We start from the raw sequence: 24,419 nt of genomic DNA on the forward strand, positions 1-24,419 counted from the left end.
GGCCGGCGGTGCACGGCGAAGCGCCGGCCGCCCCGCGTCCGCGGGAGGGCCGGCGCTTCGAGGCCGGGGGGTCCGGTGGCCTAGCCGGCGACCGTCCAGTGGTCGTTGCCCGCGAGCAGGGCGCCCAGGTCGCCCTTGCCGCGCTGCTCGACGGCGGTGTCGAGTTGGTCGGCCATGAGCGTGTCGTAGACCGGCCGTTCGACGTCGCGCAGTACGCCGATCGGCGTGTGGTGCAGGGTGTCCGGGTCGGCCAGCCTGCTGAGCGCGAAGGCGGTGGTCGGCGACGCGGCGTGCGCGTCATGGACGAGGATCTGCGACCGGTTCTCCTCGGTGACGGCCACCACTCTCAGATCGCCCGTCAGCGAGTCCCGTACGACACCCTTCGAGTCGTCCGTGCCGAACAGGATCGGCTGCCCGTGCTCCAGCCGGATCACCGCCTCCTGGGCCTGGTCCTTGTCCTTCAGGACCTCGAACGCGCCGTCGTTGAAGATGTTGCAGTTCTGGTAGATCTCCACCAGCGCCGTACCGGGGTGGTCCGCCGCCGCGCGCAGCACGCTCGTGAGGTGCTTGCGGTCGGAGTCGACGGTACGGGCGACGAACGAGGCCTCCGCGCCGATCGCGAGGGACACCGGGTTGAAGGGGGCGTCCAGCGAACCCATCGGCGTCGACTTGGTGATCTTGCCGACCTCGGAGGTGGGGGAGTACTGCCCCTTGGTCAGCCCGTAGATCCGGTTGTTGAACAGCAGGATCTTCAGGTTCACGTTGCGGCGCAGGGCGTGGATGAGGTGGTTGCCGCCGATGGACAGCGCGTCACCGTCCCCCGTGACCACCCAGACGCTCAGGTCCCGCCGGGACGAGGCGAGTCCGGTGGCGATGGCCGGGGCGCGGCCGTGGATCGAGTGCATCCCGTAGGTGTTCATGTAGTACGGGAACCGGGAGGAGCAGCCGATGCCGGAGACGAAGACGATGTTCTCCTTCGCCAGTCCGAGCTCGGGCATGAAGCCCTGCACGGCGGCGAGGACCGCGTAGTCGCCGCAGCCGGGGCACCAGCGCACTTCCTGGTCGGACTTGAAGTCCTTCATGGACTGCTTGGCCTCGGTCTTCGGCACCAGCTGGAGGAGTTCGTTGGTCTCAGGCATCGATGGCCTCCTGGAGGGCCGTGGCGAGCTGCTCGGCCTTGAACGGCATGCCGTTGACCTGGTTGTAACTGTGCGCGTCCACCAGGTACTTGGCCCGGATGAGCGTGGCCAGCTGCCCGAGGTTCATCTCGGGGACGACCACCTTGTCGTAACGCTTCAGCACCTCGCCGAGATTCCGCGGGAACGGGTTGAGGTGGCGCAGATGGGCCTGCGCGATGGGCTGCCCGGCGGCGCGCAGCCGTCGGACGGCGGCGGTGATGGGTCCGTACGTCGATCCCCAGCCGAGCACCAGGGTCTTCGCGCCCGCCGGGTCGTCGACCTCCACATCCGGCACCTCGATGCCGTCCACCTTGGCCTGGCGGGTGCGGACCATGAAGTCGTGGTTGGCGGGGTCGTAGGAGATGTTGCCGGTGCCGTCCTGCTTCTCGATGCCGCCGATGCGGTGTTCGAGACCGGGCGTGCCCGGGACGGCCCACGGGCGGGCCAGGGTCTGCGGGTCGCGCTTGTAGGGCCAGAAGACCTCGGTGCCGTCGGCCAGCTCGTGGTTCGGGCCGCCGGCGAACTGGACGCGCAGGTCCGGGAGTTCGTCCACCTCGGGGACGCGCCAGGGCTCGGAGCCGTTGGCCAGGTAGCCGTCGGAGAGCAGGAAGACCGGGGTGCGGTAGGCCAGGGCGATCCGGGCGGCGTCGAGCGCCGCGTCGAAGCAGTCCGCCGGGGTCTTCGGGGCGACGATCGGCACGGGGGCCTCGCCGTTGCGCCCGTACATCGCCTGGAGGAGGTCGGCCTGCTCGGTCTTGGTCGGCAGTCCGGTGGAGGGGCCGCCGCGCTGGATGTCGATGATGAGCAGGGGGAGTTCGAGGGAGACGGCCAGGCCGATCGTCTCGGACTTGAGCGCCACGCCCGGGCCGGAGGTGGTCGTGACCGCGAGGCTGCCGCCGAAGGCCGCGCCGAGCGCGGCGCCGATTCCGGCGATCTCGTCCTCGGCCTGGAAGGTGCGCACGCCGAAGTTCTTGTGCTTGGACAGTTCGTGCAGGATGTCCGAGGCCGGCGTGATCGGGTACGAGCCCAGGTACAGCGGCAGGTCCGCCTGCCGGCCCGCGGCGATCAGACCGTAGGACAGCGCCAGGTTCCCCGAGATGTTGCGGTACGTGCCGGTGGGGAAGGCCTGCGACGCCGGGGCCACCTCGTAGCTGACCGCGAAGTCCTCGGTGGTCTCCCCGAAGTTCCAGCCGGCCCGGAACGCCGCCACGTTCGCCTCGGCGATCTGCGGCTTCTTGGCGAACTTGGCCCGCAGGAACTTCTCCGTGCCCTCGGTCGGCCGGTGGTACATCCACGACAGCAGACCCAGCGCGAACATGTTCTTGGAGCGCTCGGCCTCCTTGCGGGAGAGCCCGAAGTCCTTCAGCGCCTCGATGGTGAGCGTGGTCAGTGGCACCGGATGGACGTGGTACGCCTCCAGCGAGCCGTCCTCCAGCGGGCTGGTCCCGTACCCCACCTTCGCCATCGGCCGCTTGGTGAACTCATCGGTGTTGACGATGATTTCGGCGCCACGCGGCACATCGGCGATGTTGGCCCTGAGCGCGGCCGGGTTCATCGCCACCAGGACGTCCGGGGCGTCACCCGGGGTCAGGATGTCGTGGTCGGCGAAGTGGAGCTGGAACGAGGACACGCCCGGCAGGGTTCCTGCGGGGGCGCGGATCTCGGCGGGGAAGTTCGGCAGCGTGGAGAGGTCGTTCCCGAAGGACGCGGTCTCCGAGGTGAAACGGTCACCCGTGAGCTGCATGCCGTCTCCGGAGTCACCCGCGAAGCGGATGATCACCCGGTCCAGGCGGCGGATCTCTTTCTCGCCGGTGCCTGCTGTTGCGGACTGGGGGGCACGCTGTCCCCCCACGAGTGCCTCACTGGCCTCATCGGCCTGTTCGGCTGGGCTACTGACCTGGCTGGTCACTTACTGGACCTCCCTCGGCGCGGCGGCTCGGAACCGTCCGGCCCGCCGGCGGTCCCGGGTCCCACCCTACGTGTGTAAGGGTCGCCTTCCTCTGGCTGATCGCATGGTGGACGGCGTTTTGAGACGATTTTCGGCGCTGTTCCGTCATGATTCACCAGCCACCCTGTTTCCTGCCGGACCCTCGAAGGAGACACCCAGGAGTAGGGCCCGTCGGCCTACATTCTGACAGCCTGTCAGATCCTGGGAGCGGGCATCAGGAGTTCAGATAGGTCAGGACCGCGAGGACCCGCCGGTGGTCGCCGTCGCTCGGGGACAGCCCCAGTTTCAGGAAGATATTGCTGACGTGCTTCTCCACGGCGCCGTCGCTCACCACGAGCTGCCTGGCCACCGCGGAGTTCGTCCGCCCTTCCGCCATCAGGCCGAGCACCTCGCGCTCGCGCGGTGTCAGCCCGGCCAGCACGTCCTGCTTACGGCTCCGGCCCAGCAGCTGCGCCACCACCTCGGGGTCCAGCGCCGTCCCGCCCTGCGCCACCCGGACCACCGCGTCGACGAACTCGCGGACCTCGGCGACCCGGTCCTTCAGCAGATAGCCGACACCCCGGCTGGACCCGGCCAACAACTCGGTGGCGTACTGCTCCTCGACGTACTGCGAAAGGACCAGCACCCCGATTCCCGGATACTCCTTACGGAGCAGTACCGCCGCCCGCACCCCTTCGTCGGTGTGCGTGGGGGGCATCCGCACGTCGGCGACCACCACATCCGGCAGTGCGTCCTGCCCGGCGAGGTCGCTCACCGTCTTGATCAACGCCTCCGCGTCACCGACCCCCGCCACGACGTCATGCCCGAGATCGGTCAGCAGCCGGGTCAGTCCCTCCCGGAGCAGTACCGAATCCTCGGCGATGACTACGCGCACCCTGTCCTCCACCACGACGCTGAATCCCCCACTTGTCCGCTGTTCCCACCCGTATGCCGTCCAGCATCCCAGTATCGGCAGTGACGTCGCGAACCTTCGCCGGGTTGCCTCGCCACGGGCCCGGCCACCCATGGGCACGCAAACGCCCCGGGGCCGGGCGGGCCCGGTGTACGGGTCCGCCCGGCGCCCGGGCGCGGGAGGGGGATCAGCCGCGCCACGGAAGCTCGGCCGTGATCCTCGTCGGGCCGCCCACGGGGGAGGCGACGACGAGGATCCCGTCCACCGCGTCCAGCCGCTCGGTCAGACCGGCCAGACCGGTGCCCGACGTCAGGCCGGCCCCGCCGCGCCCGTTGTCGGTGACCTGGAGCATGAGCCGGTCGGCCGAGCGCCACACGTCGACGGAGGCGCGGGTGGCGTGGGCGTGCTTGCTGACGTTCTGCAGCAGTTCGGACACGGTGAAGTACGCGATGCCCTCGATGGCCTGCGCGGGGCGGGACGACAGGTCGACCTCGACCGTGACGGGGACGGTGCAGCGGGAGGCGATGGCGGAGAGCGCGGCGTCCAGGCCGCGGTCGGTGAGGACGGCGGGGTGGATGCCGCGGGCGAGGTCGCGCAGTTCCTGGAGGGCGACCTTCACTTCGCCGTGGGCCTCGTCGACCATCCTGGCGGCGGCCTCGGGGTCGTCCGTCAGCTTCTCCTTCGCCAGCCCCAGGTCCATGGCGAGGGCGACGAGCCGGGCCTGGGCCCCGTCGTGGAGGTCGCGCTCGATGCGGCGCAGGTCGGCGGCGGCCGTGTCCACGACCACCCCGCGGTCCGACTCCAGCTCCGTGACACGCGTCGCCAGCCGCGACGGACCCAGCAGTCCGGCCACCATCAGCCGGTCCACCGTGGCCAGACCGCGGATGACCCACGCCGTGACCAGGACCAGCACCAGCCCGAAGGCACTGGTCAGCGCCAGCTCGACGGAGGAGTCCAGGTACACCCGGTGGGCGGAGTCGCCGTACAGCTGCACCCCGTCGATCCCCACGTAAGCGGGGAAGACCCACGAGTACAGCGGGTAGGTGAGCGCCGTCCAGCCGCACGTCCACAGGGTCACCGAGACGGTGAACGCGAAGACCGCCCACGGGAGGTGCAGCAGCGAGTAGAGCAGGTGCCGCCAGGACACCCCGCTCTTCAGGACCGCTCCGACCCAGGACATCAATCCACCGGTCCTGCCCCGCACCGGCGCGGGATCGGCCACGTCCAGCCTCAGCAGCCCCCGCGCCCGTGCCCGCTCCAGCGCCCCGAAGCCGCGGCACATGGCCAGCCCGGCGGCCAGCACGGGGATCCCCAGGAAGGTGATGAGCAGCCCGGCGCCGAGCGAGACCATGGTGATCGCGAAGGTGAACAGCACGATGCTGATCGGCAGGCTCAGCACCAGATAGCCGAACTCGCGCCAGGTCCTGCCCTCGACGGGGGCGCGCAGCGCGGCCGGCACGACGTGTTTCGCCGCGAGTCGGCCCCCCGGGCCGCTTCCCGAACGCTGGGGGTCCCGTGTGTCCGGTCCGTATGCGGTGGCCATGGGGTTCCGTCCGTTTCTTCTGCTTCTGCTTCTACGTCTGCGTGCGTACGTGCGTTCGTGGAGGCGTGCGCGCCTGCGGGTCCGCTGCCGTGTGCCGTGTGCCTACGTCAAGAGTGCTGGGCCGTGCGCCCGCGCACCATGAGGGCGGTCTCCCTCTTCGACCGGGGGTTTTCCCCACCCCAGGGGTCCGGCGGCGGGGCCCGTGGGTCCCGTCGGTGGTCGAGGTCAGGCCGTACGGGCGTCGGCCGCGCTCTTCTCGCTCTCCCGGTCGCGCCAGGGCAATTCCGCGGTGACGGTGGTCGGACCGCCTGCCGGGGAGTCGAGGACGAACAGCCCGTCGACGGCGTCCAGCCGCTCGGCGAGCCCCGACATCCCGGTCCCGCCGTCCATGGAGGCCCCGCCCCGGCCGTCGTCGGTGACCTGGAGCATGAGCCGGTCGGCCGAGCGCCACACGTCGACGGAGGCGCGGGTGGCGCGGGCGTGCTTGCTGACGTTCTGCAGCAGCTCGGACACGGTGAAGTACGCGATGCCCTCGATGGCCTGCGCCGGCCGTCCCGGCAGATCCACCCCCACCGTGACGGGGACGGTGCAGCGGGAGGCGATGGCGGAGAGCGCGGCGTCCAGGCCGCGGTCGGTGAGGACGGCGGGGTGGATGCCGCGGGCCAGGTCGCGCAGTTCCTGCAACGCGACCTTCACCTCGCCGTGGGCCTCGTCGACCATCCTGGCGGCGGCCTCGGGGTCGTCCGTCAGCTTCTCCTTGGCCAGCCCCAGCCCCATGGCCAGGGCGACGAGCCGGGCCTGCGCCCCGTCGTGGAGGTCGCGCTCGATGCGGCGCAGGTCGGCTGCGGCCGTGTCCACGACCACCCCGCGGTCCGACTCCAGCTCGGCGATCCGGCGTTCCAGCTCGTCGGAGGGGGAGAGCAGCCCGCGCACCATCCCGCGGTCGGCGTTGGTCATCAGCCGCGCCGTATAGGGGAGCACCGGCCACAGGACGAAGAGACTCACGAGCGTCACCACGAACGTGACCACGCCCCACGGCAGCCGTATGAACGAGTACAGCACCGCGCGCCAGCCGACCGGGTCCTTCAGGCTCGACCACAGCCAGGCGAAGAACCCCTCCTCCCGGCGGACCCGGGACATCGGGCTCGGCTCGTCGATCCGCAGCCCGAGCAGCCCCCGCGCCCGGCCCCGCTCGGCCCGCCCGAGCAGCCGGGCCCCCTGGAGCCCGAACGCCAGCAGGGGCAGACCGATCACCGTGACCGCCAGTCCCACACCGACGCCGATCATCAGCACGGTGTAGACGAATCCGGCGATCGCCATCGGGAGATTGGCGAGGAGGTGCGCGATCTCCTTCCACGTCCACCGGTCGAAGGCGAAGCGGACCGGAGGCGGCCCGTCGTGGTCGGGTACCTGGGGGCTCATGGTCATGCGACCAGCCTGCCGGGCCCGGCCTGCGGACGCCATGGGGCCCGTGGGTGGGGGCGAAGTAGGGATATCCCTACCAGTTGCCCGACGCAACTGCTTACCGTCCCTTTACAGGGCCTAGACTCCCGTGCGTACAGATCGTCGAACAGGTTGCAGGCTGAGGGAGCGAGGGGCGGACGTGACGGACGTGGCGGACCTGCCGGGATCGGCCGTTCTCGCGTCGGGCTACTTCCACAGTTACTCGGTGGTCGGACTGCTCGCGGTGATCGGCGTGCTGTTCGTCGCCGTCGCCTTCGGAGCCGGCCGGCTGCTGCGTCCCGTGGTGCCGACGCCGGAGAAGCTCCTCACGTACGAATGCGGCGTGGACCCCGTGGGGGAGGGCTGGGCACACACCCAGGTCCGCTACTACGTCTACGCCTTCCTGTACGTGATCTTCGCCGTCGACTCGATCTTCCTGTTCCCGTGGGCCACCGTCTTCGCCGCGCCCGGATACGGCGCCACGACGCTGGTGGAAATGTTCATCTTCCTCGGTTTCCTGGCCGTGGGACTGCTCTACGCATGGAAGAAGGGCGTCCTCGAATGGACGTGACGAGCCCGTCGTCCTCCGAGCCGGGCGCCGAATCCGCCCCCGTACCCACGTTCCTCCCGGAACCGAAGCGCCTGGGCGTGCTGTCCCGGCTGGCGCCCGAGCCGATGAAGGTGGTCCTCAACTGGGGCCGCCGCTACAGCCTCTGGGTCTTCAACTTCGGGCTCGCCTGCTGCGCCATCGAGTTCATCGCCGCCTCCATGGCGCGCCACGACTTCATCCGGCTCGGCGTGATCCCGTTCGCCCCGGGCCCCCGCCAGGCCGACCTCATGATCGTCTCCGGCACGGTGACGGACAAGATGGCGCCCGCGGTGAAGCGGCTGTACGAGCAGATGCCCGAGCCCAAGTACGTCATCTCCTTCGGCGCCTGCTCCAACTGCGGAGGCCCGTACTGGGACTCGTACTCCGTGACCAAGGGCGTCGACCAGATCATCCCGGTGGACGTCTACGTCCCGGGCTGCCCGCCCAGGCCGGAAGCGCTGCTCCAGGGCATCCTCAAGCTCCAGGAGAAGATCGCCCGCGAGTCGCTGGGCGAGCGCTACGCGACGGGCGGCGGCCACCGGCCTTCCCCCGCCGCGCTCCGCAGCGGCCTGGTCGCCGCACCCACGACGCCGGGCCCGTCGGATGCGCCGGGCTCCTCGGACGCGGCTAGCTCCTCGGACGCGGCGGGCGCGGCGGGTTCTTCTCCGTCGTCGGATGCGATGGGTGCGTCTGGAGCGACGGATCCGGACGGTGCGTCCGGTGCGACAGGTGCGTCTGGAGCGACGGATACGTCGGGGGAGGAGCAGAGGTGAGCGCCGCCGCCGAGAGTGCCGCGAACTACGACCGGCTGCCGGACGACGTCACCGATGTCTTCGGCGAGGGGGCCACGGCGGAGCAGGCCCACGACCTGCTGACGGTCGACGTGCCGCCCGCCTCCTGGATCGCCGCCCTGGAAACGGCGCGCGACCGGCTCGGCTGCACCTACTTCGACTGGCTGAGCGCCGTGGACGAGCCGGGCACCGGCTTCCGGGTCTGCGCCCATGTCGTCGCGCTGCCGGCCGAGGGCGGGCCCGTCCGGCGGCTGCTGGTCCGTACGACGGTTCCGCACGAGGCGGCCGTGCTGCCCACCGCGATCGGTGTGTACGCCGGCGCCGCCTGGCACGAGCGCGAGACCCACGAGATGTTCGGCATCGGCTTCGACGGCCACCCGCACCTCGTCCCCCTCCTGCTGCCCGAGGGCTTCGAGGGCCACCCCCTGCGCAAGGACTTCGTCCTGGCGGCCCGCGTGGCGAAGGCCTGGCCGGGCGCCAAGGAGCCCGGCGAGTCGGAGCACGGCGGCCCGAAGCGCCGCACGATGCTGCCGCCCGGCGTCCCCGACCCGAACGAATGGGGCCCGCTGAAGGGCCAGCTCCCGCCTGCCCCGGCCCGCCCGGCACGCGCGGCCCGGCCCGCGGGCGACCGCCCGGCCCGCCGCACCCGCAGTGCGAGCGACGCCACACCGGCCACACCTTCTGCCTCACCTGCCACCCCGGCGGGGGAGCCGGCGCTCCGGACGGCGCCTCCGCGCCGGACCCGCAGCGCGTCGCAGGGCTCGGCGAGCCAGCAGGCGCCGGAGGGCTCCGCGGTCACGGGCGGGGACACGGCGCCGAGCGCGGCTCCGGAGGCGGGGCCCGCTCCGTCACGGGGTGAGGCGTCGGGTCGCGACGCGACTCGGGAGGCGGCCGCAGCCTCGGACGCTGCCCCCGCGGCCCCGGCCTCGGACGCTGCCCCCGCGGCCCCGGCCTCGGACGCTGCCCCCGCGGCCCCGGTGCCGGACGCGCCGTGGCGTAACGCCCGCCCCGCGTTCGACGAGCCCTCCGGGGAACCCGAGACCCTCCGGCGATCGAAGAGCGGGGGGCCGGGGGCGGAGCCCCCAGTTCCGGAAGGGGCGGGCAGGGGAGAGGCCCCGCGCACCGGCACCCCCGGCGCACCGGCCTCCGAACCGACCCCCCAGCAGGCCCCCGACGCACCCACGGAGCAGACGGCCCCCGAAGGCCCCGACACCTCCCACGCTGCCGAAACCCCTGATACGCCCGAAAGCCGGGAAACCCCCGGCACTCCCGGCACCCCCGGAACCCGCAAGTCCGGGAACACCCCCGAGGCCCCCGAGCCCCCCGACACCCCCGCCGGAGGCGATCCCGAGTGAACGACGTACTGGACGTCGCCCTTCGCCTCGTCATCGTCTTCGCCGTGTTCATGGTCGTCCCCCTCGTCGTGGGGCAGGCCGAGCACAAGGTAATGGCCCACATGCAGGGCCGCCTCGGCCCCATGTACGCCGGCGGCTTCCACGGCTGGGCCCAGCTCGTCGCGGACGGCGTGAAGTTCGCGCAGAAGGAAGACATCGTCCCGGCCGAGGCCGACCGCCGGGTCTTCCAGCTCGCGCCCGCCGTCGCGCTGCTTCCGTATCTCCTCGTCATCGTCGCGATCCCGATCGGGCCCGGTGAGGGCGCGGTCGGCCAGGTCGTCGACGCGGGCATCTTCTTCGTCCTCGCCGTGATGGGCGTCGGCGTGCTCGGCTCGCTCATGGCGGGCTGGGCCTCCGCCAACAAGTTCTCGCTGCTCGGCGGCCTCCGCACCGCCGCGCAACTGCTCGCCTACGAGCTGCCCATGCTGCTCGCCGCCGCCTCCGTGGCCATGGCGGCCGGCACCGTCTCCCTCCCCGGCATCCTCAACGCCTTCGAGTGGTGGTGGCTGCCCTGGCAGATCGTCGGTGCGCTGGTCTTCTTCGTGGCCGGGCTCGCCGAACTCCAGCGCCCGCCCTTCGACATGCCGGTCGCCGACTCAGAGATCATCTTCGGCGCGTACACCGAGTACACCGGCCTGCGCTTCGCACTCTTCCTGCTCGCCGAATACGCGGGCATCGTCGTGCTGTGCGGACTCACCACCGTCCTCTTCCTCGGCGGCTGGCACGGTCCCCTGGGCGCCGACGGACTCGGCTGGGTCTGGACGCTCCTGAAGACAGGCATCCTCGCCTTCGTCGTCATCTGGCTGCGCGTGAGCTATCCGCGGCTGCGCGAGGACCAGCTCCAGAAGCTCGCCTGGACCACACTCATCCCGCTCGCTCTCGCGCAGATCGCGCTCACCGGCATCGTGAAGGTGGCGATCAACTAGTGCCCCCGATCCCCGGCTCAGGCCTGGCCAAGGGACTCGCCGTCACCCTGCGGACGATGACGAAGAAGACCGTCACCGCCCAGTACCCCGACGTGCAGCCCGAACTCCCGCCCCGCTCCCGTGGCGTCATCGCGCTGTTCGAGGAGAACTGCACGGTCTGCATGCTCTGCGCACGCGAGTGCCCGGACTGGTGCATCTACATCGACTCCCACAAGGAGACCGTGCCCGCGGCGGCCCCGGGCGGCCGCGAGCGCAGCCGCAACGTGCTGGACCGCTTCGCGATCGACTTCTCGCTCTGCATGTACTGCGGCATCTGCATCGAGGTGTGCCCGTTCGACGCGCTGTTCTGGTCGCCGGAGTTCGAGTACGCGGAGACGGACATCCTCGAACTCACCCACGAGCGCGACAAACTGCGCGACTGGATGTGGACGGTTCCCGAACCGCCTGCCCTCGACCCGGCTGCCGAAGAGCCGAAGGAGATCGCCGCCGCACGCAAGGCGGCGGAGAAGCTCCGCACCCAGCGCGAGCAGGAAGCCGCGGCCGCGGCGCCGCCCGCCCCCGCCGACGAGGAAACCGCCGCCCCGCCCGCCCCCACGGACCAGGAGGGACAGGCGTGATCACCGCCATCGGCGCTGCCGTCGGAGCCACTTCCGGCGCTGCCTTCGCAGCTGCCCCCGGCTCCGCCCTCGCCGCCGCGAGCCACCCCGGCTTCCTCTCCCCGACCGGGGTCGAGATCGCCTTCGTCCTCGTCGGCATCGCCACCCTCGGCGCGGCCCTCGTCACCGTCACGACCCGGCAGCTGGTGCACGCCGCCCTCTGGCTGATCGTGGCGCTCGGCGGCCTGGCCGTCGAGTACCTCCTGCTCACCGCGGAGTTCATCGCCTGGGTACAGGTACTGATCTACGTCGGTTCCGTGGTCGTCCTCCTCCTGTTCGGCCTGATGCTCACCCGGGCCCCCATCGGCCGCTCCCCGGACGCCGATTCGGAGAACCGGTGGGCCGCCCTCGCGGTGGCCGTCGCCGCGGCGGGCACCCTCGTCTGGGTCGTCGTGGACGCCTTCCGCACCACCTGGATCGAGCTGGACGGACCCGCCCAGGGCTCCACGGAGGCCACCGGCTCCTTCCTCTTCCGGCACTGGGTGCTGCCCTTCGAAGCGCTCTCCGTCCTGCTGCTCGCCGCCCTCGTCGGCGCGATCGTCATGTCCCGCAAGGGCCGGGAGACCAAGGGCGCGGACCGCCAGGGCCTGGACGGCGACGGCCCGGCTCACGGGGACGACAAGGGCCGGCAGACCGCGAGCCGGGAGAGCACGACCCGGCAGACCGCGAGCCGGGAGAGCACGAGCCGAGAGGCCAAGAGCTGATGCACCTCGCCTATCCCGCCGTGCTCGCCGCCCTCCTCTTCTGCACCGGGCTGTACGGGGTGCTCGCCCGGCGCAACGCGATCCTCGTCCTGATGTCCGTCGAGCTGATGCTCAACGCCGTCAACCTCAACCTCGTCGCGTTCGACGTCTGGCTCCGCGACGCCCTGCACTCCGGCCAGGCCCTCACCCTGTTCACCATCGCCATCGCGGCGGCGGAGATCGGCATCGGCCTGGCGATCGTCCTCGCCGTGTACCGCAACCGCGGCAGCTCCGACGTCGACCGCCTCCGCGACACCGCCGAGACCGACGACGCCGAGCACCTCCCGGCCGGCGACGGCGACGAGGACCCGGACGGCGACGCCCCCGGAACCGAAGACCAGGCCACTGCTCCGGCAGGGAAGGCAAAGAAGGCAGAGGCCACCGCGTGACCACCACGACCCTCGCCGTCCTCGTCCCCCTCATCCCGTTCCTGGGCGCGGCGGCCGGCCTGCTCCTCGGCCGCACCGCACCGGGCTTCGTCCGGCCGCTCGCCGTGCTGCCGGCCCTCGTCTCCCTCGTCGCCGCCGCCGTCGTCGCGGCACGGCAGGGTGGCGGCCGGGCCATCGACGCATCGACCCAGCTCACCCCCACCGGCTCGGTCCCGATCGACCTCGCGCTGCACCTCGACGGCTTCGCCGTCCTCGTCGCCGTCCTGGTCGCGCTCGTCGCGAGCTGTGTGCAGATCTACTCGACCGCCTACCTGCGCGACGACCCCCGCTACCCCTCGTACGCGGCCCTGGTCTCCCTCTTCACCTCCGCGATGCTGCTCGTCGTCTACTCCGGCGACCTGATGGTGCTCCTGGTCGGCTGGGAGATCATGGGCATCTGTTCGTACTTCCTGGTCGGCCACTACTGGGAGACGCCCGAAGCCCGCGCCGCCTCCCTCAAGGCCTTCCTGGTCACCAAGCTCGGCGATGTCCCCTTCCTCATCGGCCTGTTCGCCCTCGCCGCCGACACCGGTACCTTCCGCATCACCGGCATCCTGGGTTCCGTCGCCCACGGCGGCCTCGATCACCCCACCCTGATCGCCCTGCTCCTCCTCGCCGGTGTCGCGGGCAAATCCGCGCAGTTCCCGCTGCACACCTGGCTGCCCGACGCCATGGCCGGCCCCACCCCCGTCTCCGCGCTGATCCACGCGGCGACGATGGTCGCCGCCGGCATCTACTTCGTGGCCCGGCTCCTTCCCGTCTTCGCCGAATCCGGCGCCGCTCTCGTCGTCCTCGCCGTGATGGCCGCCGTCACGATGATCGGCTCCGGACTCGCCGCCCTCGCGCAGGACGACATCAAGCGCGTCCTCGCCTACTCGACCATCGGCCAGCTCGGCTACATGTCCGGCGCCCTCGCCGTCGGCGACCGCGGCGCGGCCGTCTTCCACCTGATCTCGCACGGTGCGTTCAAGGCCGTCCTCTTCCTCGCCGCGGGCGTCGTCATCCACGCCGCCGGCACCAACTCACTGGCCGCCATGTCCCGCATGGGAGGCCTGGCCAAGCGCATCCCCGACGCCTACTGGACGATGACGGTCGCCCTCCTCGCGCTGGCCGCCATTCCGCCGTTCGCCGGCTTCTTCTCCAAGGAAGCCGTCCTCGTCGCCGCCGAGCACACCGCCCTCGGCGACCGGCACGTCGCCCCGGCCGCCGCCGGATGGACCGTCCTCGTCGCCGGACTCCTGGCAGCCGTGCTCACCGCCGCGTACGCCACCCGCCTCTGGCTCCTCGCCTTCCGCGGCCGCGGCGCCGAGGCCCCCGACCACGGCAGGCAGCCCGTCGCCATGACCTCGGTGCTGTGGGTACTGGCCGTCCCCACCATGGCCTTCGGACTGACCGTCGGCGTGATCACCGACTGGTTCGACGGCCACAGCCTCACCCCGTCGCTGACCACCGCCGTCCTGTCCACCGGTGTCGGCCTCGTCGGCGGCCTCGTCACCTACGGGGCCTGGCGCCACACCACGGCACTCGCCGCAGGCACCCCCATGGGCGCGGTCGTCGCCCACCCCGACGCGGAACCCGCCCTCGTCGAGATCGAGGCCATCGAGGCCCGCACCGCCGCCTACGGCGACACCGGTGACGCCCCCGACCCCGCCGACCCCGGACGCCTGCTGCTCGGCCCGCTCCACCACCACGCGGCCACCGGCTTCCATCTGGACGCCCTGTACGCGGCGCTGTTCGTCCGCCCCGTCCAGGCCGCGGCGAGCCTCGTCCGCTTCCTGGACCGCGAGGTCGTCGACACCTACGTACGCGGCTCCGCCACCGGCGCACGCTGGCTCGGCACCGCCGTCCGCCGCGCGCAGACGGGCAACGTGCAGACCTACCTCAGCGCACTGCTCGCCGGTTCGCTGGTCCTGGCGGTCGCCGCCGTCGTCTTCGCCAACGTCAACGCCGGGTCGTGAGCCGTGATCGATATCAGCGCATCCGTGATGCAGTTCCTTCTGGCGTTCATCGTCGTCGCCCCGCTCGTCGGAGCGGTGGCCGCTCTGCTCCCGGCCCCGCCCGGGCTGAAGGGCAGGAACCCCGACCAGGCCGTGCTCCGCCACGGCGTGACCGTCACCGGCGTGATCCTCCTCGCGGCGATCGTGCTGGCCCTGGGCTTCGACCACGACCACCCGTCGAAGATGCAGGCCACCACCGACATCAGCTGGATCCCGGCGCTCGACGTCCGCATCCACCTCGGCACCGACGGCATCTCGCTCCCCCTCCTCGTACTGACCGCGCTGCTGACCTTCCTCTGCGCGCTCTACAGCTACTTCAAAATGCCTGAGGGCCCCTCCCCGAAGGCCTTCGTCGCACTGGTCCTCGTCCTGGAGTCCGGCACCCTCGCGACCTTCGCCGTCCTCGACCTGCTGCTGTTCTTCCTGGCGTTCGAGATGGTGCTCATCCCGATGTACTTCCTCATCGCCCGCTGGGGCGGTGCGAGGAAGCAGGCGGCCGCCTGGAAGTTCATCCTCTACACACTGCTCGGCTCGGTCGTCATGCTGCTGGGCCTGCTCCTCATCGGACTGAAGAGCGGCACCTTCGACATGGTGGCACTCGCCACTGACAACGGCCGCGGCCTCACCTCGTCGGTGCAGGTCATCGCCGTACTCGCGATCGGTCTCGGGCTGGCGGTGAAGACCCCGATGTGGCCGCTGCACAGCTGGCTCCCGGACGCCCACACCGCCGCCCCGACGGTCGGCTCCGTCCTCCTCGCGGGCGTCCTGCTGAAGATGGGCACGTACGGATTCGTCCGGATCCTGCTCCCCGTCGCCCCCGAGGGCATGCACACGTTCGCGCCCTACCTCGCGGCGTTCGCGGTCGCCGGCATCATCTACGGATCGCTCGCCTGCCTCGCGCTCGCCCGGCCCGGCGCCAAGGGCGACCTGAAGCGGCTGATCGCGTACTCCTCCGTCGGCCACATGGGCTTCGTCCTGCTCGGCATCGCGAGCATGACCCCCACCGGCGTCAACGGGGCGCTCTTCGCCAACATCGCCCACGGCCTCATCACCGGCCTGCTCTTCTTCCTGGTCGGCGCGGTCAAGGACCGGTACGCAACCGCCGACCTCGACACCCTCGCCGGAGCCACCGGCGCCGCGCTCTACGGCCGCGCACCCCGCCTCGGCGGTCTTCTCGCGTTCGCCGCGGTCGCCTCCCTCGGCCTGCCCGGCCTCGCCGGGTTCTGGGGCGAGATGCTCGCCCTGTTCGGTGCCTTCGACCCCGCCGAGGGGCTCAGCCGCCCCGCCTTCCTCACCTTCATGTCGGTCGCCGCGTTCGGCACCCTGCTCACCGCCGCGTACCTGCTCCTCGTGGTCCGCCGCGTCTGCATGGGCGTCCAGCGTGAGGAGCCGCACCCGATCGCCGACATCCAGAGCTACGAATTCGCCGCCTGGACCCCTCTCGCGGCCCTCACCGTCCTCGCCGGCCTGTGGCCCGCCGTCCTCCTCGGCCTGACCGACCCGGCCGTGCAGAAGCTCCTCGCAGGAGGCAAGTCGTGACCACAGCGGCCGTAAGCGTCAGCCTCGCCCAGTCAGCGCCCGGGAGCACCACGCACCTCGTCCGGTCGGCGGCCGGGAGCACCACCGGCCTCGTCCAGTCCGTCGACTGGCTCGCGATCGCCCCGCCCGTCGCCGTCGCGGCCGTCGCCCTCGCCGTCCTGGTCGCCGACCTCTTCGTCCCGGCGGCCCGCAAGCCGCTCCTCGGCTACGGCGCCGTCGCCGGACTCGTCGCCGCGCTCGCGCTCGTCATCCCGCTGCACGAGGGCGACCGCTCCACCTTCTGCCTCACCACCGGCACCCGCGCCTGCAGCTACACCGCCGACCACTTCACCCTGGTCATCCAGGCCCTCGTCCTCGGCGGCGCCCTGCTCACCGCCCTGCTCTCCATCGGCGACACCCGCAAGCTGCCGGCCGGCGAGTTCTGGTTCCTGCTGCTGTCCTCCGCCGCCGGAGCCGCCCTCCTGCCCGCGGCCCGCGACCTCGCCACCCTCGTCGTCGCCCTCGAAGTCGCCTCGCTGCCCGCCTTCGCCCTCGTCGGCATCAAGCGCGGCGACCGGCGCTCCTCCGAGGCCGCACTGAAGTTCTTCCTCTCCTCCGTCGTCGCGACCGCCGTGATGCTCCTCGGCGTCAGCTTCGTGTACGCGACGACCGGCACCCTCCACCTCACGGAGATCGCCACCCGCCTCGACGACGTCCCCGGGCAGCTCTCCACCCTCGCCCAGGCGGGCGTCGCCCTCACCCTCGTCGGCTTCGCCTTCAAGACGGCCGCCGCACCCTTCCACTTCTGGGTCCCCGACACCTACGTCGGCGCCCCCCTGCCGATCGCCGCCTACCTCTCGGTCGTCGGCAAGGCGGTCGGCTTCTCCGGCCTCATCCTCGTCACCGTGGTCGCCTTCCCGTCGTACGCGGAGGTCTGGGGCCCCGCCCTCGCCGTCCTCGCCGCACTGACGATGACCGTCGGCAACGTCGCCGCCCTGCGCCAGAGCGCCACCCGCGCCCGCAGCGCCGTACGACTGCTCGCCTGGTCGTCCGTCGCCCAGGCCGGCTACCTCCTGGTGCCGATCGCCGCGGCCGCGTACGCCGGAGGCCGGCAGACCGGCTCCACCGTCGCCTACGCGCTGATGTACGCCGTCGTGAACCTGGGCGCCTTCGCGGTCGCCGCCCTCGTCGCCCGTACCCGCCCGGGCAACCGCCTCGCGGACTACCGCGGTCTGTACGCCACCCGCCCGCTCGCCGCCCTCGCGATGGGCTTCTTCCTGCTCTGCCTGGCCGGACTCCCGCCGGGCATCATCGGACTCTTCGCCAAGGTCACGGTCTTCTCCGCGGCCGTCGACGCCGGACTCGGCTGGCTCGCCGTCGTCATGGCCGTGAACGTCGTGATCGCGCTCTACTACTACCTCCAGTGGACCGCGGCCCTGTTCCGCGCCCCCGCCGAGGACGGCACGGAGCAGCCCGCCACCCGGCACCGCACGCCGGCACCGCTCACCGTCGCGATCATCCTCACCGCCGTCGCCGGCGTCGCCCTGTCGGGCGCTCCGCAGACCGTGCTCAGGTTCGCCGGCGTCGATCTGTTCTGACGGCTCCAAGATCGGTTTGCCCCCGGCGGCCCGCACAGGGCAAGGTCATGGCCGCGCACGGCGCATACAACCTTCCATCACGACAGAGGAGCCGGAAGCAGTGCTGAACGGGTTCAAGGACTTCATCCTCCGCGGAAACGTGGTCTCCATGGCGATCGGCCTCGCCGTCGGAGCCGCGTTCACCGCGGTCGTCACCGGGTTCAGCAACGCGTTCATCGTGCCGGTGATCGGGATCATCACCCGCGGGACCGGCGACTTCAGCAAGGCGCACTTCAACGTCGACGGTGTGGACTTCCCGTACGGCCTCTTCGTCAGCGCCGCCATCGCCTTCCTCATCACCGCCGCGGTCCTCTACTTCTGTGTCGTCGTGCCCATGGCCAACGTCCAGAAGCGCTTCACGGCGAAGAAGGACGAGGAGAAGGCCGACATCAAGGCCGCCCTGCGCGACTGCCCCCGCTGCTACTCCGAGATCCCGGCCATCGCCTCCCGCTGCGCCCACTGCACCAGCGAGGTCGAGCCCGACCCCGAGGCCCTGGCGCACGCCAAGCTCCCCGCCCAGCGCTGACCCGGCGCGCACGCCCCACCCGTACGGCCTACCTGCCCGCTCCGGCGCGAACACCCGGGGCGGGCAGGCCCTGTGGCCGCGAGCACAAGGGAACTAGCTCTCCTCGCCTGGCGTTGACCAGTACGGGAGGCTCCACTGGGGAGTGGAGCACCACCGAGCAAGGGTTCCCCTGCTGCACCACTTGGAGGGCGTACCGTGCACCGCCGGCACAACGGGCTGAGAACCGCCGTACTCCTCGGCGGCCTGTCCGCACTCATCATCGTCATCGGCAGCTTCTTCGGCCGTACGGGCCTGATCGTCGCGCTCCTCGTCGCCGTCGGCACCAACGCCTACGCTTACTGGAACAGCGACAAGCTGGCGCTGCGGGCCATGCGCGCCCGCCCGGTGAGCGAGTTCGAGGCGCCCCAGCTCTACCGCATGGTCCGGGAACTCTCCACCGCGGCCCGCCAGCCCATGCCGAGGCTCTACATCTCCCCGACCCAGGCGCCCAACGCCTTCGCGACCGGCCGCAACCCGCGCAACGCCGCGGTCTGCTGCACCGACGGCATCCTCCAGCTCCTGGACGAACGGGAACTGCGCGGTGTCCTCGGCCACGAGCTCAGCCATGTCTACAACCGCGACATCCTGATCTCGTCCGTCGCCGGAGCGCTCGCCTCCGTCGTCATGTTCCTGGTCAACTTCGCCTGGCTGATCCCGGTCGGCCGCTCCGACGACGACGAGGGCCCCGGCATCCTCGGCATGCTGCTGATCATGATCCTGGGCCCGCTCGCCGCCTCCGTGATCCAACTGGCCGTCAGCCGCTCCCGGGAGTACGAGGCGGACGCCTCGGGCGCCCAGCTGACCGGCGACCCCCTGGCCCTGGCCGGCGCCCTGCGCAAGCTGGACGCCGGCACCAAACAGCTTCCGCTGCCCCCTGAGCCCCGGATCGAGACCGCGAGCCACATGATGATCGCGAACCCGTTCCGCCCCGGCCAGGGCATGTCCAAGATGTTCTCGACCCACCCGCCCATGGCGGAGCGCATCGCCCGACTCGAGCAGATGGCAGGTCACCGCCCATGAAGACAATTCTGAACGTCATTTGGCTGGTCCTGTGCGGCTTCTGGATGTTCCTCGGATACCTCCTCGCGGGACTCCTGCTGTGCATCACGATCATCGGCATCCCGTTCGGCCTGGCGGCCTTCCGTATCGGCCTCTACGCCCTGTGGCCCTTCGGCCACCGGGTCGTCGACCGCCGGGACGCGGGCGCCCCCTCCTGCGTCGGCAACGTGCTCTGGCTGGTCCTCGCCGGCTGGTGGCTGGCGCTCGGTCACATCACCACGGGCATCGCCCTGTGCCTCACGATCATCGGCATCCCCCTGGGCATCGCGAACTTCAAGCTGATCCCGGTCTCGCTGATGCCCTTCGGCAAGGAGATCGTCAGCACCGACGAGCAGTTCGCCGGCTGGTAGCGCAACCGACGGTCCGCGGAGTACGGCCAGTTCACACCCCGTGCTCCGCAACCGCCCGCCCCGTAGGAACGTCTTGGATGCCAAGACCGAGTGACGGGTAGGTTTGCGCGCATGACCATCATTGGCTGGATCATTCTGGGACTTGTCGCAGGCGTCATCGCCAAGATCCTTCTGCCCGGCCGGGACCCCGGCGGCCTCGTGGGCACCACCCTCATCGGGATCGTCGGCGCCTTCCTGGGCGGCTGGATAGCGACGCGCTTCCTGGACCGCACGATCGACAACGAGGACTTCTTCGACCCGGCGACCTGGGTCTCGGCCGTCGGCGGCTCACTGATCCTGCTGATCGCCTACCGGCTGCTGTTCGGGAACTCCCGCGAACGCCGCTGACGCCCGTCGTCCTCCGAGGCTCCCAGCCCCGTCTCGCGCAGCGTCAGATTGAGCCGGCCACCACTCATCCCCGTCCCGGGAACCGCCGTGCCGGGACGGATCCTCGGCACTCCGTGGAACGCGTGACGCGACGGCCCGCCGAACACGAACAGGTCCCCGGAGGCCAACTCCACGTCCGTGTAAGGGCGGCCACGGTTCTCCGTGTTGCCGAAGCGGAAGACACAGGTGTCACCGATGCTGAGCGACACGACGGGGGCGCCGGACCGTTCCTCCTTGTCCTGGTGCATGCCCATCCGTGCCGCGTCGTCATAGAAGTTGATCAGCGCGGCATCGGGCGCGTACGTCCCTGCCGGGCCCTCCGCCCCGTCCCCGTACGCCTCCGCCACCGCCGCCCGCCCCAGCTCCGCGAGCCACTTGGGGAACGGGGCGACCGGCGCACCGTTCACGTCGTCCGCGGTGCGCGTGTACCGGTAGGGCTGCCAGTGCCACCCCAGGCACACGGTCCGCACAGACATCACCCCGCCGCCGGGCAACGCCGTGTGCCGCAGCGGAACGGGCCCGCGCGCCCGCCCGCGGCACGCCACCACCAACTCCCGCTGCTGTTCGGCCGACAGCCACTCGGGCACGTGCACGGCGCCCGGCGCGACCACGACCCGCGGCCGCGGGAAGAGCCCGGTCATCAGCCCGCCGCCAGGGCGCCCTCAAGCCCCAGGAGCTGCTCCTTGCGCTCCAGGCCGCCCGCGTAACCCCGCAGCGCCCCGTCCGCACCGATCACCCGGTGACACGGCCGCACGACCAGCAGCGGATTGCGCCCGATCGCCGTGCCCACGGCCCGTACCCCCGCCCCCGGGGAACCGACCCGCTCGGCGATCTGCCCGTACGACACCGTCTCCCCGTACGGAACACCGTCCAGCGCGGCCCAGACCCGGCGCTGGAACTCCGTGCCCCGGCCGCCGGCGTACACGAGGTCGAACCGGGTCCGCCGTCCCTCGAAGTACTCCCGCAGCTGCGCGGCGACCCCCTCGAACGCCGAGGGCTCACGCACCCAGCCGTCCTGGACGACCGCCGCGCCCTTCTGACCCGGCAGGGAGAGCGAGACCAGCGCGACCGCCGCGGCGGTGCCCACGGCCCCCGCGGCTCCCTCGCCGACCAGCAGCAGCTCGCCCAGCGGGCTGTCGACCGTCGCGTACATGGTCATGACTCGTCCCTCTTCTCGTCCGTCGGCCTGCCGGACCACCGGCTGCCACGGACCAGTCTGCGTCGCCCGGACCACCGCGACCGGCGGTATTCGGACATGCAGTCCGGGCGGGGCGCGACAGTTCCGCCCCGCGCCCGGACCACCGCGTCCTACCGGTAGTTCGCGAACTGGACGTCGAAGTCGAAGTCCTGGCCCTTCAGCAGCGCCTGCACGGCCTGCAGGTCGTCCCGGCTCTTCGAGCTGACCCGCAGCTCGTCGCCCTGGACCTGCGCCTTGACGCCCTTGGGGCCCTCGTCACGAATGATCTTCGCGACCTTCTTGGCGTTCTCCTGGGAGATGCCTTCCTCGATCGTGGCGAACAGCTTGTACTCCTTGCCGGACAGCTGCGGCTCGCCCGCGTCCAGCGACTTCAGCGAGATGCCGCGCTTGATCAGCTTGGACTGGAAGATGTCGAGGATCGCCTTGACCCGCTCCTCGCCGTTCGCCTCCATCAGGATCTTCTCGCCGGACCAAGAGATCGACGCCCCGGTGCCCTTGAAGTCGTAGCGCTGGGAGATCTCCTTGGCGGCCTGGTTGAGGGCGTTGTCGACCTCCTGCCGCTCGACCTTCGAGACGATGTCGAAACTGGAGTCGGCCATGACGTGTGGCTCCTTGTATCGGGGTGCTGGAAAGGAAGAACTGACAGGGCGGTCGCGGCGCCCGCAGGCACCGCACCACCGACCAAGCCTAGCCACCCGCGCCCGTCGGGGCCGCTGGTCAATCCAGTGGCGTAGCACCCCTGGGCATCAGGTATCGTTTACGTCGTTGCCACAGAGCACCGCCGCAAGGCGGGAATCAAGGCAGCATCCCTTGGCGGTGTGCCCGAGTGGCCAAAGGGAGCAGACTGTAAATCTGCCGGCTCAGCCTACCCAGGTTCGAACCCTGGCGCCGCCACAAGATCGTAAGGGTCTGTGACCAGCATCAATGCTGATCGCAGACCCTTTCGGCGTTGACAGGCCCGACCTGATCGCTTTGGACGCTTTTTCCCAGTGTGTCTCACCCTGATTCGGGTGCTGATCAGTCCGTGTGGGGCAGGCGTGGGGCAGCGTCCGGCCGTCCTAGCTGCCGTTCTTCAGCGCCTGCTCGATGCGGGCGTTCGCCGTGGCGGCGCCACCGTCCAGGCACTTCGCGTACACCCGGAACAGCACGGCCACGCTGTGGCCGGCGCGGGCGGCCACCTCCTGCGGCTCCACTCCGGAGCTGAGCCACGTAGACACCGCAGCGTGACGTAGATCATATGGTCGCTTTGCCAGGAGGGACGTGCACTGAGCAGGTGTAAGAGCGCGCGTCCGGGCCTCCGCCCATACCTCGCCGTATCCGGTGTCCTGGATGAGTCCGCCGCGCTGCGTCCGGAAGAGCCGCCCGTCGGGGGCAACGCCGTACGCGGTGACGTGCCACCGGAGCAGGTTCACGAGATCGGGCGGGATGGGGACGGTACGGACGGCCTTGCGGGGCCGGTGCTTCAGTCCTCGCCGGTCGTGCGCCTCCCCGCTGTCGGTCCAGGCCGACCCCGATCGCGGACGGGTCTCCCGGAGCCGCAGGGTTCCCCACCCTCGGCGGGGCAGGTCGCAGTCCTGGAAGCGTAGGCCGATGACTTCCGCCGGCCGGGCCGCCGCGTAGTACATGCACCCGAAGAAAGCGACCAGGCGCCGTCCACGTGGGCTCTGCGTACGCACTGCGTTGAGCAGCGCAAGTGCCTGGCGAGGATCGGGCACCGATGCGGGGTCCAGTTCCTCGGCCACCTGCTCCGGGGCCTTCCACTGGATCTGCGGCAGGGGGTTGTCCGTTAGGCGGCCGGCGTCGACGGCGTAGCCGATGTACCTCGCTCACGCCATGGCGGAACAGGCGTACGTGCTTTGCGAGGCCGGCAGGCCCGCGCTGGGGGTCGACCTGGTGCGCGATGCGCAGCGCACCGTTGGCCGTTCCGGCTCCGCTCGGTTGAGGGCGTGGCTGTACGCAGCTGAAGCGGAGATGTGCGCGCACGCCGGCATGCAGGACGATTGCCGACGGGCGCTGGAAGCGGCCATGGCCGCAATTCCCCCGGGCCCGGAGGACCGAGACCCGGACATGCTGAGCATCTTCCTGAATGGCGCACACCTCGCCCGTTGGCAGGGCAACGTGCTGGCACTACTCGGGGAGGAGTCAGCGGTCACAAGCCTCTACGGCGCGCTTGAGGTGATGGACCCGAGTTTCGTGCGTGCCAAAGCCGGCTTGCATGCTGACCTGGCACAAGGTCATCTCATCCGAGCCGAGTACGACGACGCCAGCGCACACCTACGGCAGGCTCGCTTGTTGGCGAGCCGGACCGGTTCGGTCCGGCAGCGCCGTCGCGTCGACATGCTCAGCTCACGGCTGTGACGCCCTGAGTCCGTCGCGTGGCCAGGATGTGCAGCAGGGCAACGAGGGTGCCGGACCCCATCAGCTCGCCACGAGCCATGAGCCCCGGGATGTCCGAGAGGGGAACCCACTCGATATGGCCGGCTTCCTCCAGGTCCGTCGGTTCACCGACTCTCTCGGCCCCGTGGCCGACGAAGATCTCGTGGGGCGAGTCGACCATGCCAACCATGGGCTGATAGCTGACGACGTGTTCCAGAGTCTTCGGGCGCCACCCGGTCTCTTCGACCACTTCGCGTAGAGCCGTGTCCGCCGCTTCCTCGCCCGCATCGACGATGCCGCCCGGGAGCTCCCAGCCGAACTGCTGGGGTACGAAGCGGTATCGCCACATCATGAGGACGCGGTCCTGATCGTCCAGGACGGCGGTGACGGCCACGTGGTGAAGCTTCACCACATGATGCTCGAACGGCTCTATGCCGGGCGGTTCCACCTCCCAGAGCTGAAGCTTCACCCACCGGTTGTCGTACAGGTCGCGCTCACCGTGGATGCGCCATGCCTCCACACCCTCGGGCCGCCGGACGATCACTGCGCCGGGCACCCGGTATGAACTGCGTCCCCTTACCTCCAAGGCGCCCTCGGTGACGAGACGGGCGAGTACCTGGCGCAGCGCCGTTCGTCCGATGCCGAGTTCTTCGACCAGTGCGCGTTCTGAAGGGAACTTTTCACCGGGGGAGTACGCGCCGGCGACAAGCCGCCCCTGAAGCGTCTCGTAGACCTTGGTCGTCTTCGGTCCCATCCGCAGAG

At 70.8% G+C, this 24,419-nt stretch carries 23 protein-coding genes, 1 tRNA gene and 2 pseudogenes; 16 read left to right on the plus strand and 10 right to left on the minus strand.

The features are described from left to right. Positions 1–80: 80 nt before the first annotated feature. From ABZ454_RS21070 to ABZ454_RS21090, 5 genes are all read right to left on the minus strand, one after another. Entirely contained in the window at positions 81–1,139 is a 1,059-nt protein-coding gene (locus ABZ454_RS21070; protein WP_359539875.1) for a 2-oxoacid:ferredoxin oxidoreductase subunit beta, read from the minus strand. After that, positions 1,132–3,087, minus strand: a complete 1,956-nt coding sequence (locus tag ABZ454_RS21075; protein ID WP_359539877.1) for a 2-oxoacid:acceptor oxidoreductase subunit alpha — start codon at positions 3,085–3,087, stop codon at positions 1,132–1,134. The genes ABZ454_RS21070 and ABZ454_RS21075 overlap by 8 nt, the downstream gene beginning before the upstream one ends. Before the next feature lie 253 nt (positions 3,088–3,340). Further along, the gene (locus tag ABZ454_RS21080) at positions 3,341–4,000 is read right to left on the minus strand and encodes a response regulator transcription factor (RefSeq protein WP_356325024.1); all 660 of its coding nucleotides are present in this window, start codon (positions 3,998–4,000) and stop codon (positions 3,341–3,343) included. A gap of 205 nt (positions 4,001–4,205) precedes the next feature. Further along, complete coding sequence (locus ABZ454_RS21085) at positions 4,206–5,561, minus strand: sensor domain-containing protein (protein ID WP_359539881.1); 1,356 nt, start codon at positions 5,559–5,561, stop codon at positions 4,206–4,208. Positions 5,562–5,786: 225 nt separating this feature from the next. Next, complete coding sequence (locus tag ABZ454_RS21090) at positions 5,787–6,989, minus strand: sensor domain-containing protein (RefSeq protein WP_356325028.1); 1,203 nt, start codon at positions 6,987–6,989, stop codon at positions 5,787–5,789. 184 nt (positions 6,990–7,173) lie between these two features. Between ABZ454_RS21090 and ABZ454_RS21095 the strand changes: the two genes are divergently transcribed. The 14 genes from ABZ454_RS21095 (at position 7,174) to ABZ454_RS21160 (ending at position 20,044) form a co-directional block, all read left to right on the plus strand. Beyond that, positions 7,174–7,575: an NADH-quinone oxidoreductase subunit A gene (locus ABZ454_RS21095; protein WP_359539982.1), complete on the plus strand. Its 402-nt coding sequence runs from the start codon at positions 7,174–7,176 to the stop codon at positions 7,573–7,575. Continuing rightward, a complete protein-coding gene (locus ABZ454_RS21100; RefSeq protein WP_359539884.1) occupies positions 7,566–8,366 on the plus strand; it encodes an NADH-quinone oxidoreductase subunit B family protein in 801 nt (266 codons plus the stop codon). The genes ABZ454_RS21095 and ABZ454_RS21100 overlap by 10 nt, the downstream gene beginning before the upstream one ends. Further along, entirely contained in the window at positions 8,363–9,739 is a 1,377-nt protein-coding gene (locus ABZ454_RS21105) for an NADH-quinone oxidoreductase subunit C (protein ID WP_359539886.1), read from the plus strand. Before ABZ454_RS21100 ends, ABZ454_RS21105 begins: the two co-directional genes overlap by 4 nt. After that, on the plus strand, positions 9,736–10,704 hold the full coding sequence (locus ABZ454_RS21110; protein ID WP_359539888.1) for a complex I subunit 1 family protein: 969 nt from the start codon (positions 9,736–9,738) through the stop codon (positions 10,702–10,704). The genes ABZ454_RS21105 and ABZ454_RS21110 overlap by 4 nt, the downstream gene beginning before the upstream one ends. Then, complete coding sequence (locus ABZ454_RS21115; protein WP_356325036.1) at positions 10,704–11,321, plus strand: NADH-quinone oxidoreductase subunit I; 618 nt, start codon at positions 10,704–10,706, stop codon at positions 11,319–11,321. The genes ABZ454_RS21110 and ABZ454_RS21115 overlap by 1 nt, the downstream gene beginning before the upstream one ends. 116 nt (positions 11,322–11,437) lie before the next feature. Then, positions 11,438–12,064 carry an NADH-quinone oxidoreductase subunit J gene (locus ABZ454_RS21120; RefSeq protein ID WP_359539983.1) on the plus strand — a complete coding sequence of 209 codons (627 nt, stop codon included), beginning with the start codon at positions 11,438–11,440 and terminating at the stop codon, positions 12,062–12,064. After that, positions 12,064–12,492 (plus strand): NADH-quinone oxidoreductase subunit NuoK, encoded by a 429-nt coding sequence (gene nuoK / locus ABZ454_RS21125; RefSeq protein WP_359539892.1) that lies wholly within the window; start codon positions 12,064–12,066, stop codon positions 12,490–12,492. The genes ABZ454_RS21120 and nuoK overlap by 1 nt, the downstream gene beginning before the upstream one ends. Continuing rightward, positions 12,489–14,489, plus strand: coding sequence for an NADH-quinone oxidoreductase subunit L (locus tag ABZ454_RS21130; RefSeq protein ID WP_359539895.1), 2,001 nt, complete (start codon positions 12,489–12,491; stop codon positions 14,487–14,489). Before nuoK ends, ABZ454_RS21130 begins: the two co-directional genes overlap by 4 nt. Before the next feature lie 27 nt (positions 14,490–14,516). Further along, the gene (locus tag ABZ454_RS21135; RefSeq protein WP_359539984.1) at positions 14,517–16,067 is read left to right on the plus strand and encodes an NADH-quinone oxidoreductase subunit M; all 1,551 of its coding nucleotides are present in this window, start codon (positions 14,517–14,519) and stop codon (positions 16,065–16,067) included. A 116-nt stretch (positions 16,068–16,183) separates the two neighbouring features. Beyond that, positions 16,184–17,644, plus strand: a complete 1,461-nt coding sequence (locus ABZ454_RS21140; protein WP_359539986.1) for an NADH-quinone oxidoreductase subunit N — start codon at positions 16,184–16,186, stop codon at positions 17,642–17,644. A gap of 100 nt (positions 17,645–17,744) precedes the next feature. Then, positions 17,745–18,209 carry a large conductance mechanosensitive channel protein MscL gene (gene mscL / locus ABZ454_RS21145; protein ID WP_356325042.1) on the plus strand — a complete coding sequence of 155 codons (465 nt, stop codon included), beginning with the start codon at positions 17,745–17,747 and terminating at the stop codon, positions 18,207–18,209. 195 nt (positions 18,210–18,404) lie between these two features. Beyond that, complete coding sequence (gene htpX, locus ABZ454_RS21150; protein ID WP_356325044.1) at positions 18,405–19,268, plus strand: zinc metalloprotease HtpX; 864 nt, start codon at positions 18,405–18,407, stop codon at positions 19,266–19,268. Further along, positions 19,265–19,657: a YccF domain-containing protein gene (locus ABZ454_RS21155; RefSeq protein WP_356325046.1), complete on the plus strand. Its 393-nt coding sequence runs from the start codon at positions 19,265–19,267 to the stop codon at positions 19,655–19,657. Before htpX ends, ABZ454_RS21155 begins: the two co-directional genes overlap by 4 nt. Positions 19,658–19,768: 111 nt before the next feature. Beyond that, a complete protein-coding gene (locus ABZ454_RS21160; protein ID WP_356325048.1) occupies positions 19,769–20,044 on the plus strand; it encodes a GlsB/YeaQ/YmgE family stress response membrane protein in 276 nt (91 codons plus the stop codon). Here ABZ454_RS21160 and ABZ454_RS21165 read toward each other — a convergent pair. The 3 genes from ABZ454_RS21165 to ABZ454_RS21175 form a co-directional block, all read right to left on the minus strand. Next, entirely contained in the window at positions 20,005–20,724 is a 720-nt protein-coding gene (locus tag ABZ454_RS21165) for an alpha-ketoglutarate-dependent dioxygenase AlkB (protein WP_359539899.1), read from the minus strand. The genes ABZ454_RS21160 and ABZ454_RS21165 overlap by 40 nt on opposite strands. Further along, positions 20,724–21,242 (minus strand): methylated-DNA--[protein]-cysteine S-methyltransferase, encoded by a 519-nt coding sequence (locus ABZ454_RS21170; protein ID WP_359539901.1) that lies wholly within the window; start codon positions 21,240–21,242, stop codon positions 20,724–20,726. Before ABZ454_RS21170 ends, ABZ454_RS21165 begins: the two co-directional genes overlap by 1 nt. 149 nt (positions 21,243–21,391) lie before the next feature. Next, the gene (locus ABZ454_RS21175; RefSeq protein WP_356325055.1) at positions 21,392–21,880 is read right to left on the minus strand and encodes a YajQ family cyclic di-GMP-binding protein; all 489 of its coding nucleotides are present in this window, start codon (positions 21,878–21,880) and stop codon (positions 21,392–21,394) included. Positions 21,881–22,093: 213 nt separating this feature from the next. Between ABZ454_RS21175 and ABZ454_RS21180 the strand changes: the two genes are divergently transcribed. After that, positions 22,094–22,175, plus strand: a tRNA-Tyr gene (locus ABZ454_RS21180). A 164-nt stretch (positions 22,176–22,339) separates the two neighbouring features. Here ABZ454_RS21180 and ABZ454_RS21185 read toward each other — a convergent pair. Then, positions 22,340–23,098 (minus strand): annotated as a pseudogene (locus ABZ454_RS21185) (site-specific integrase); the annotation flags it as partial. On the opposite strand from ABZ454_RS21185, the pseudogene ABZ454_RS21190 reads away from it, so the two are divergent. After that, a pseudogene (locus ABZ454_RS21190) lies at positions 23,094–23,639 on the plus strand (XRE family transcriptional regulator); the annotation flags it as partial. The pseudogenes ABZ454_RS21185 and ABZ454_RS21190 sit on opposite strands and share 5 nt — an antisense overlap. Here the strand turns inward: ABZ454_RS21190 and ABZ454_RS21195 are convergent. Beyond that, complete coding sequence (locus ABZ454_RS21195; protein ID WP_359539905.1) at positions 23,623–24,411, minus strand: NUDIX domain-containing protein; 789 nt, start codon at positions 24,409–24,411, stop codon at positions 23,623–23,625. The pseudogene ABZ454_RS21190 and the gene ABZ454_RS21195 overlap by 17 nt on opposite strands. Between the last annotated feature and the right edge of the window lie 8 nt (positions 24,412–24,419).

This window comes from Streptomyces sp. NPDC005803, assembly GCF_040630435.1.
In the GTDB taxonomy this organism is placed as follows: Bacteria; Actinomycetota; Actinomycetes; order Streptomycetales; family Streptomycetaceae; genus Streptomyces.

What these genes read in the sequence shown, in the direction of transcription:
- ABZ454_RS21070 (WP_359539875.1), bottom strand. Translation starts at nt 1,139, where the DNA reads ATGCCTGAGACCAACGAACTCCTCCAGCTGGTGCCGAAGACCGAGGCC.
- ABZ454_RS21085 (WP_359539881.1), bottom strand. Translation starts at nt 5,561, where the DNA reads ATGGCCACCGCATACGGACCGGACACACGGGACCCCCAGCGTTCGGGA.
- ABZ454_RS21090 (WP_356325028.1), bottom strand. Translation starts at nt 6,989, where the DNA reads ATGACCATGAGCCCCCAGGTACCCGACCACGACGGGCCGCCTCCGGTC.
- ABZ454_RS21100 (WP_359539884.1), top strand. Translation starts at nt 7,566, where the DNA reads ATGGACGTGACGAGCCCGTCGTCCTCCGAGCCGGGCGCCGAATCCGCC.
- nuoK (WP_359539892.1), top strand. Translation starts at nt 12,064, where the DNA reads ATGCACCTCGCCTATCCCGCCGTGCTCGCCGCCCTCCTCTTCTGCACC.
- ABZ454_RS21135 (WP_359539984.1), top strand. Translation starts at nt 14,517, where the DNA reads ATGCAGTTCCTTCTGGCGTTCATCGTCGTCGCCCCGCTCGTCGGAGCG.
- ABZ454_RS21155 (WP_356325046.1), top strand. Translation starts at nt 19,265, where the DNA reads ATGAAGACAATTCTGAACGTCATTTGGCTGGTCCTGTGCGGCTTCTGG.
- ABZ454_RS21160 (WP_356325048.1), top strand. Translation starts at nt 19,769, where the DNA reads ATGACCATCATTGGCTGGATCATTCTGGGACTTGTCGCAGGCGTCATC.
- ABZ454_RS21165 (WP_359539899.1), bottom strand. Translation starts at nt 20,724, where the DNA reads ATGACCGGGCTCTTCCCGCGGCCGCGGGTCGTGGTCGCGCCGGGCGCC.
- ABZ454_RS21170 (WP_359539901.1), bottom strand. Translation starts at nt 21,242, where the DNA reads ATGACCATGTACGCGACGGTCGACAGCCCGCTGGGCGAGCTGCTGCTG.
- ABZ454_RS21175 (WP_356325055.1), bottom strand. Translation starts at nt 21,880, where the DNA reads ATGGCCGACTCCAGTTTCGACATCGTCTCGAAGGTCGAGCGGCAGGAG.
- ABZ454_RS21195 (WP_359539905.1), bottom strand. Translation starts at nt 24,411, where the DNA reads ATGGGACCGAAGACGACCAAGGTCTACGAGACGCTTCAGGGGCGGCTT.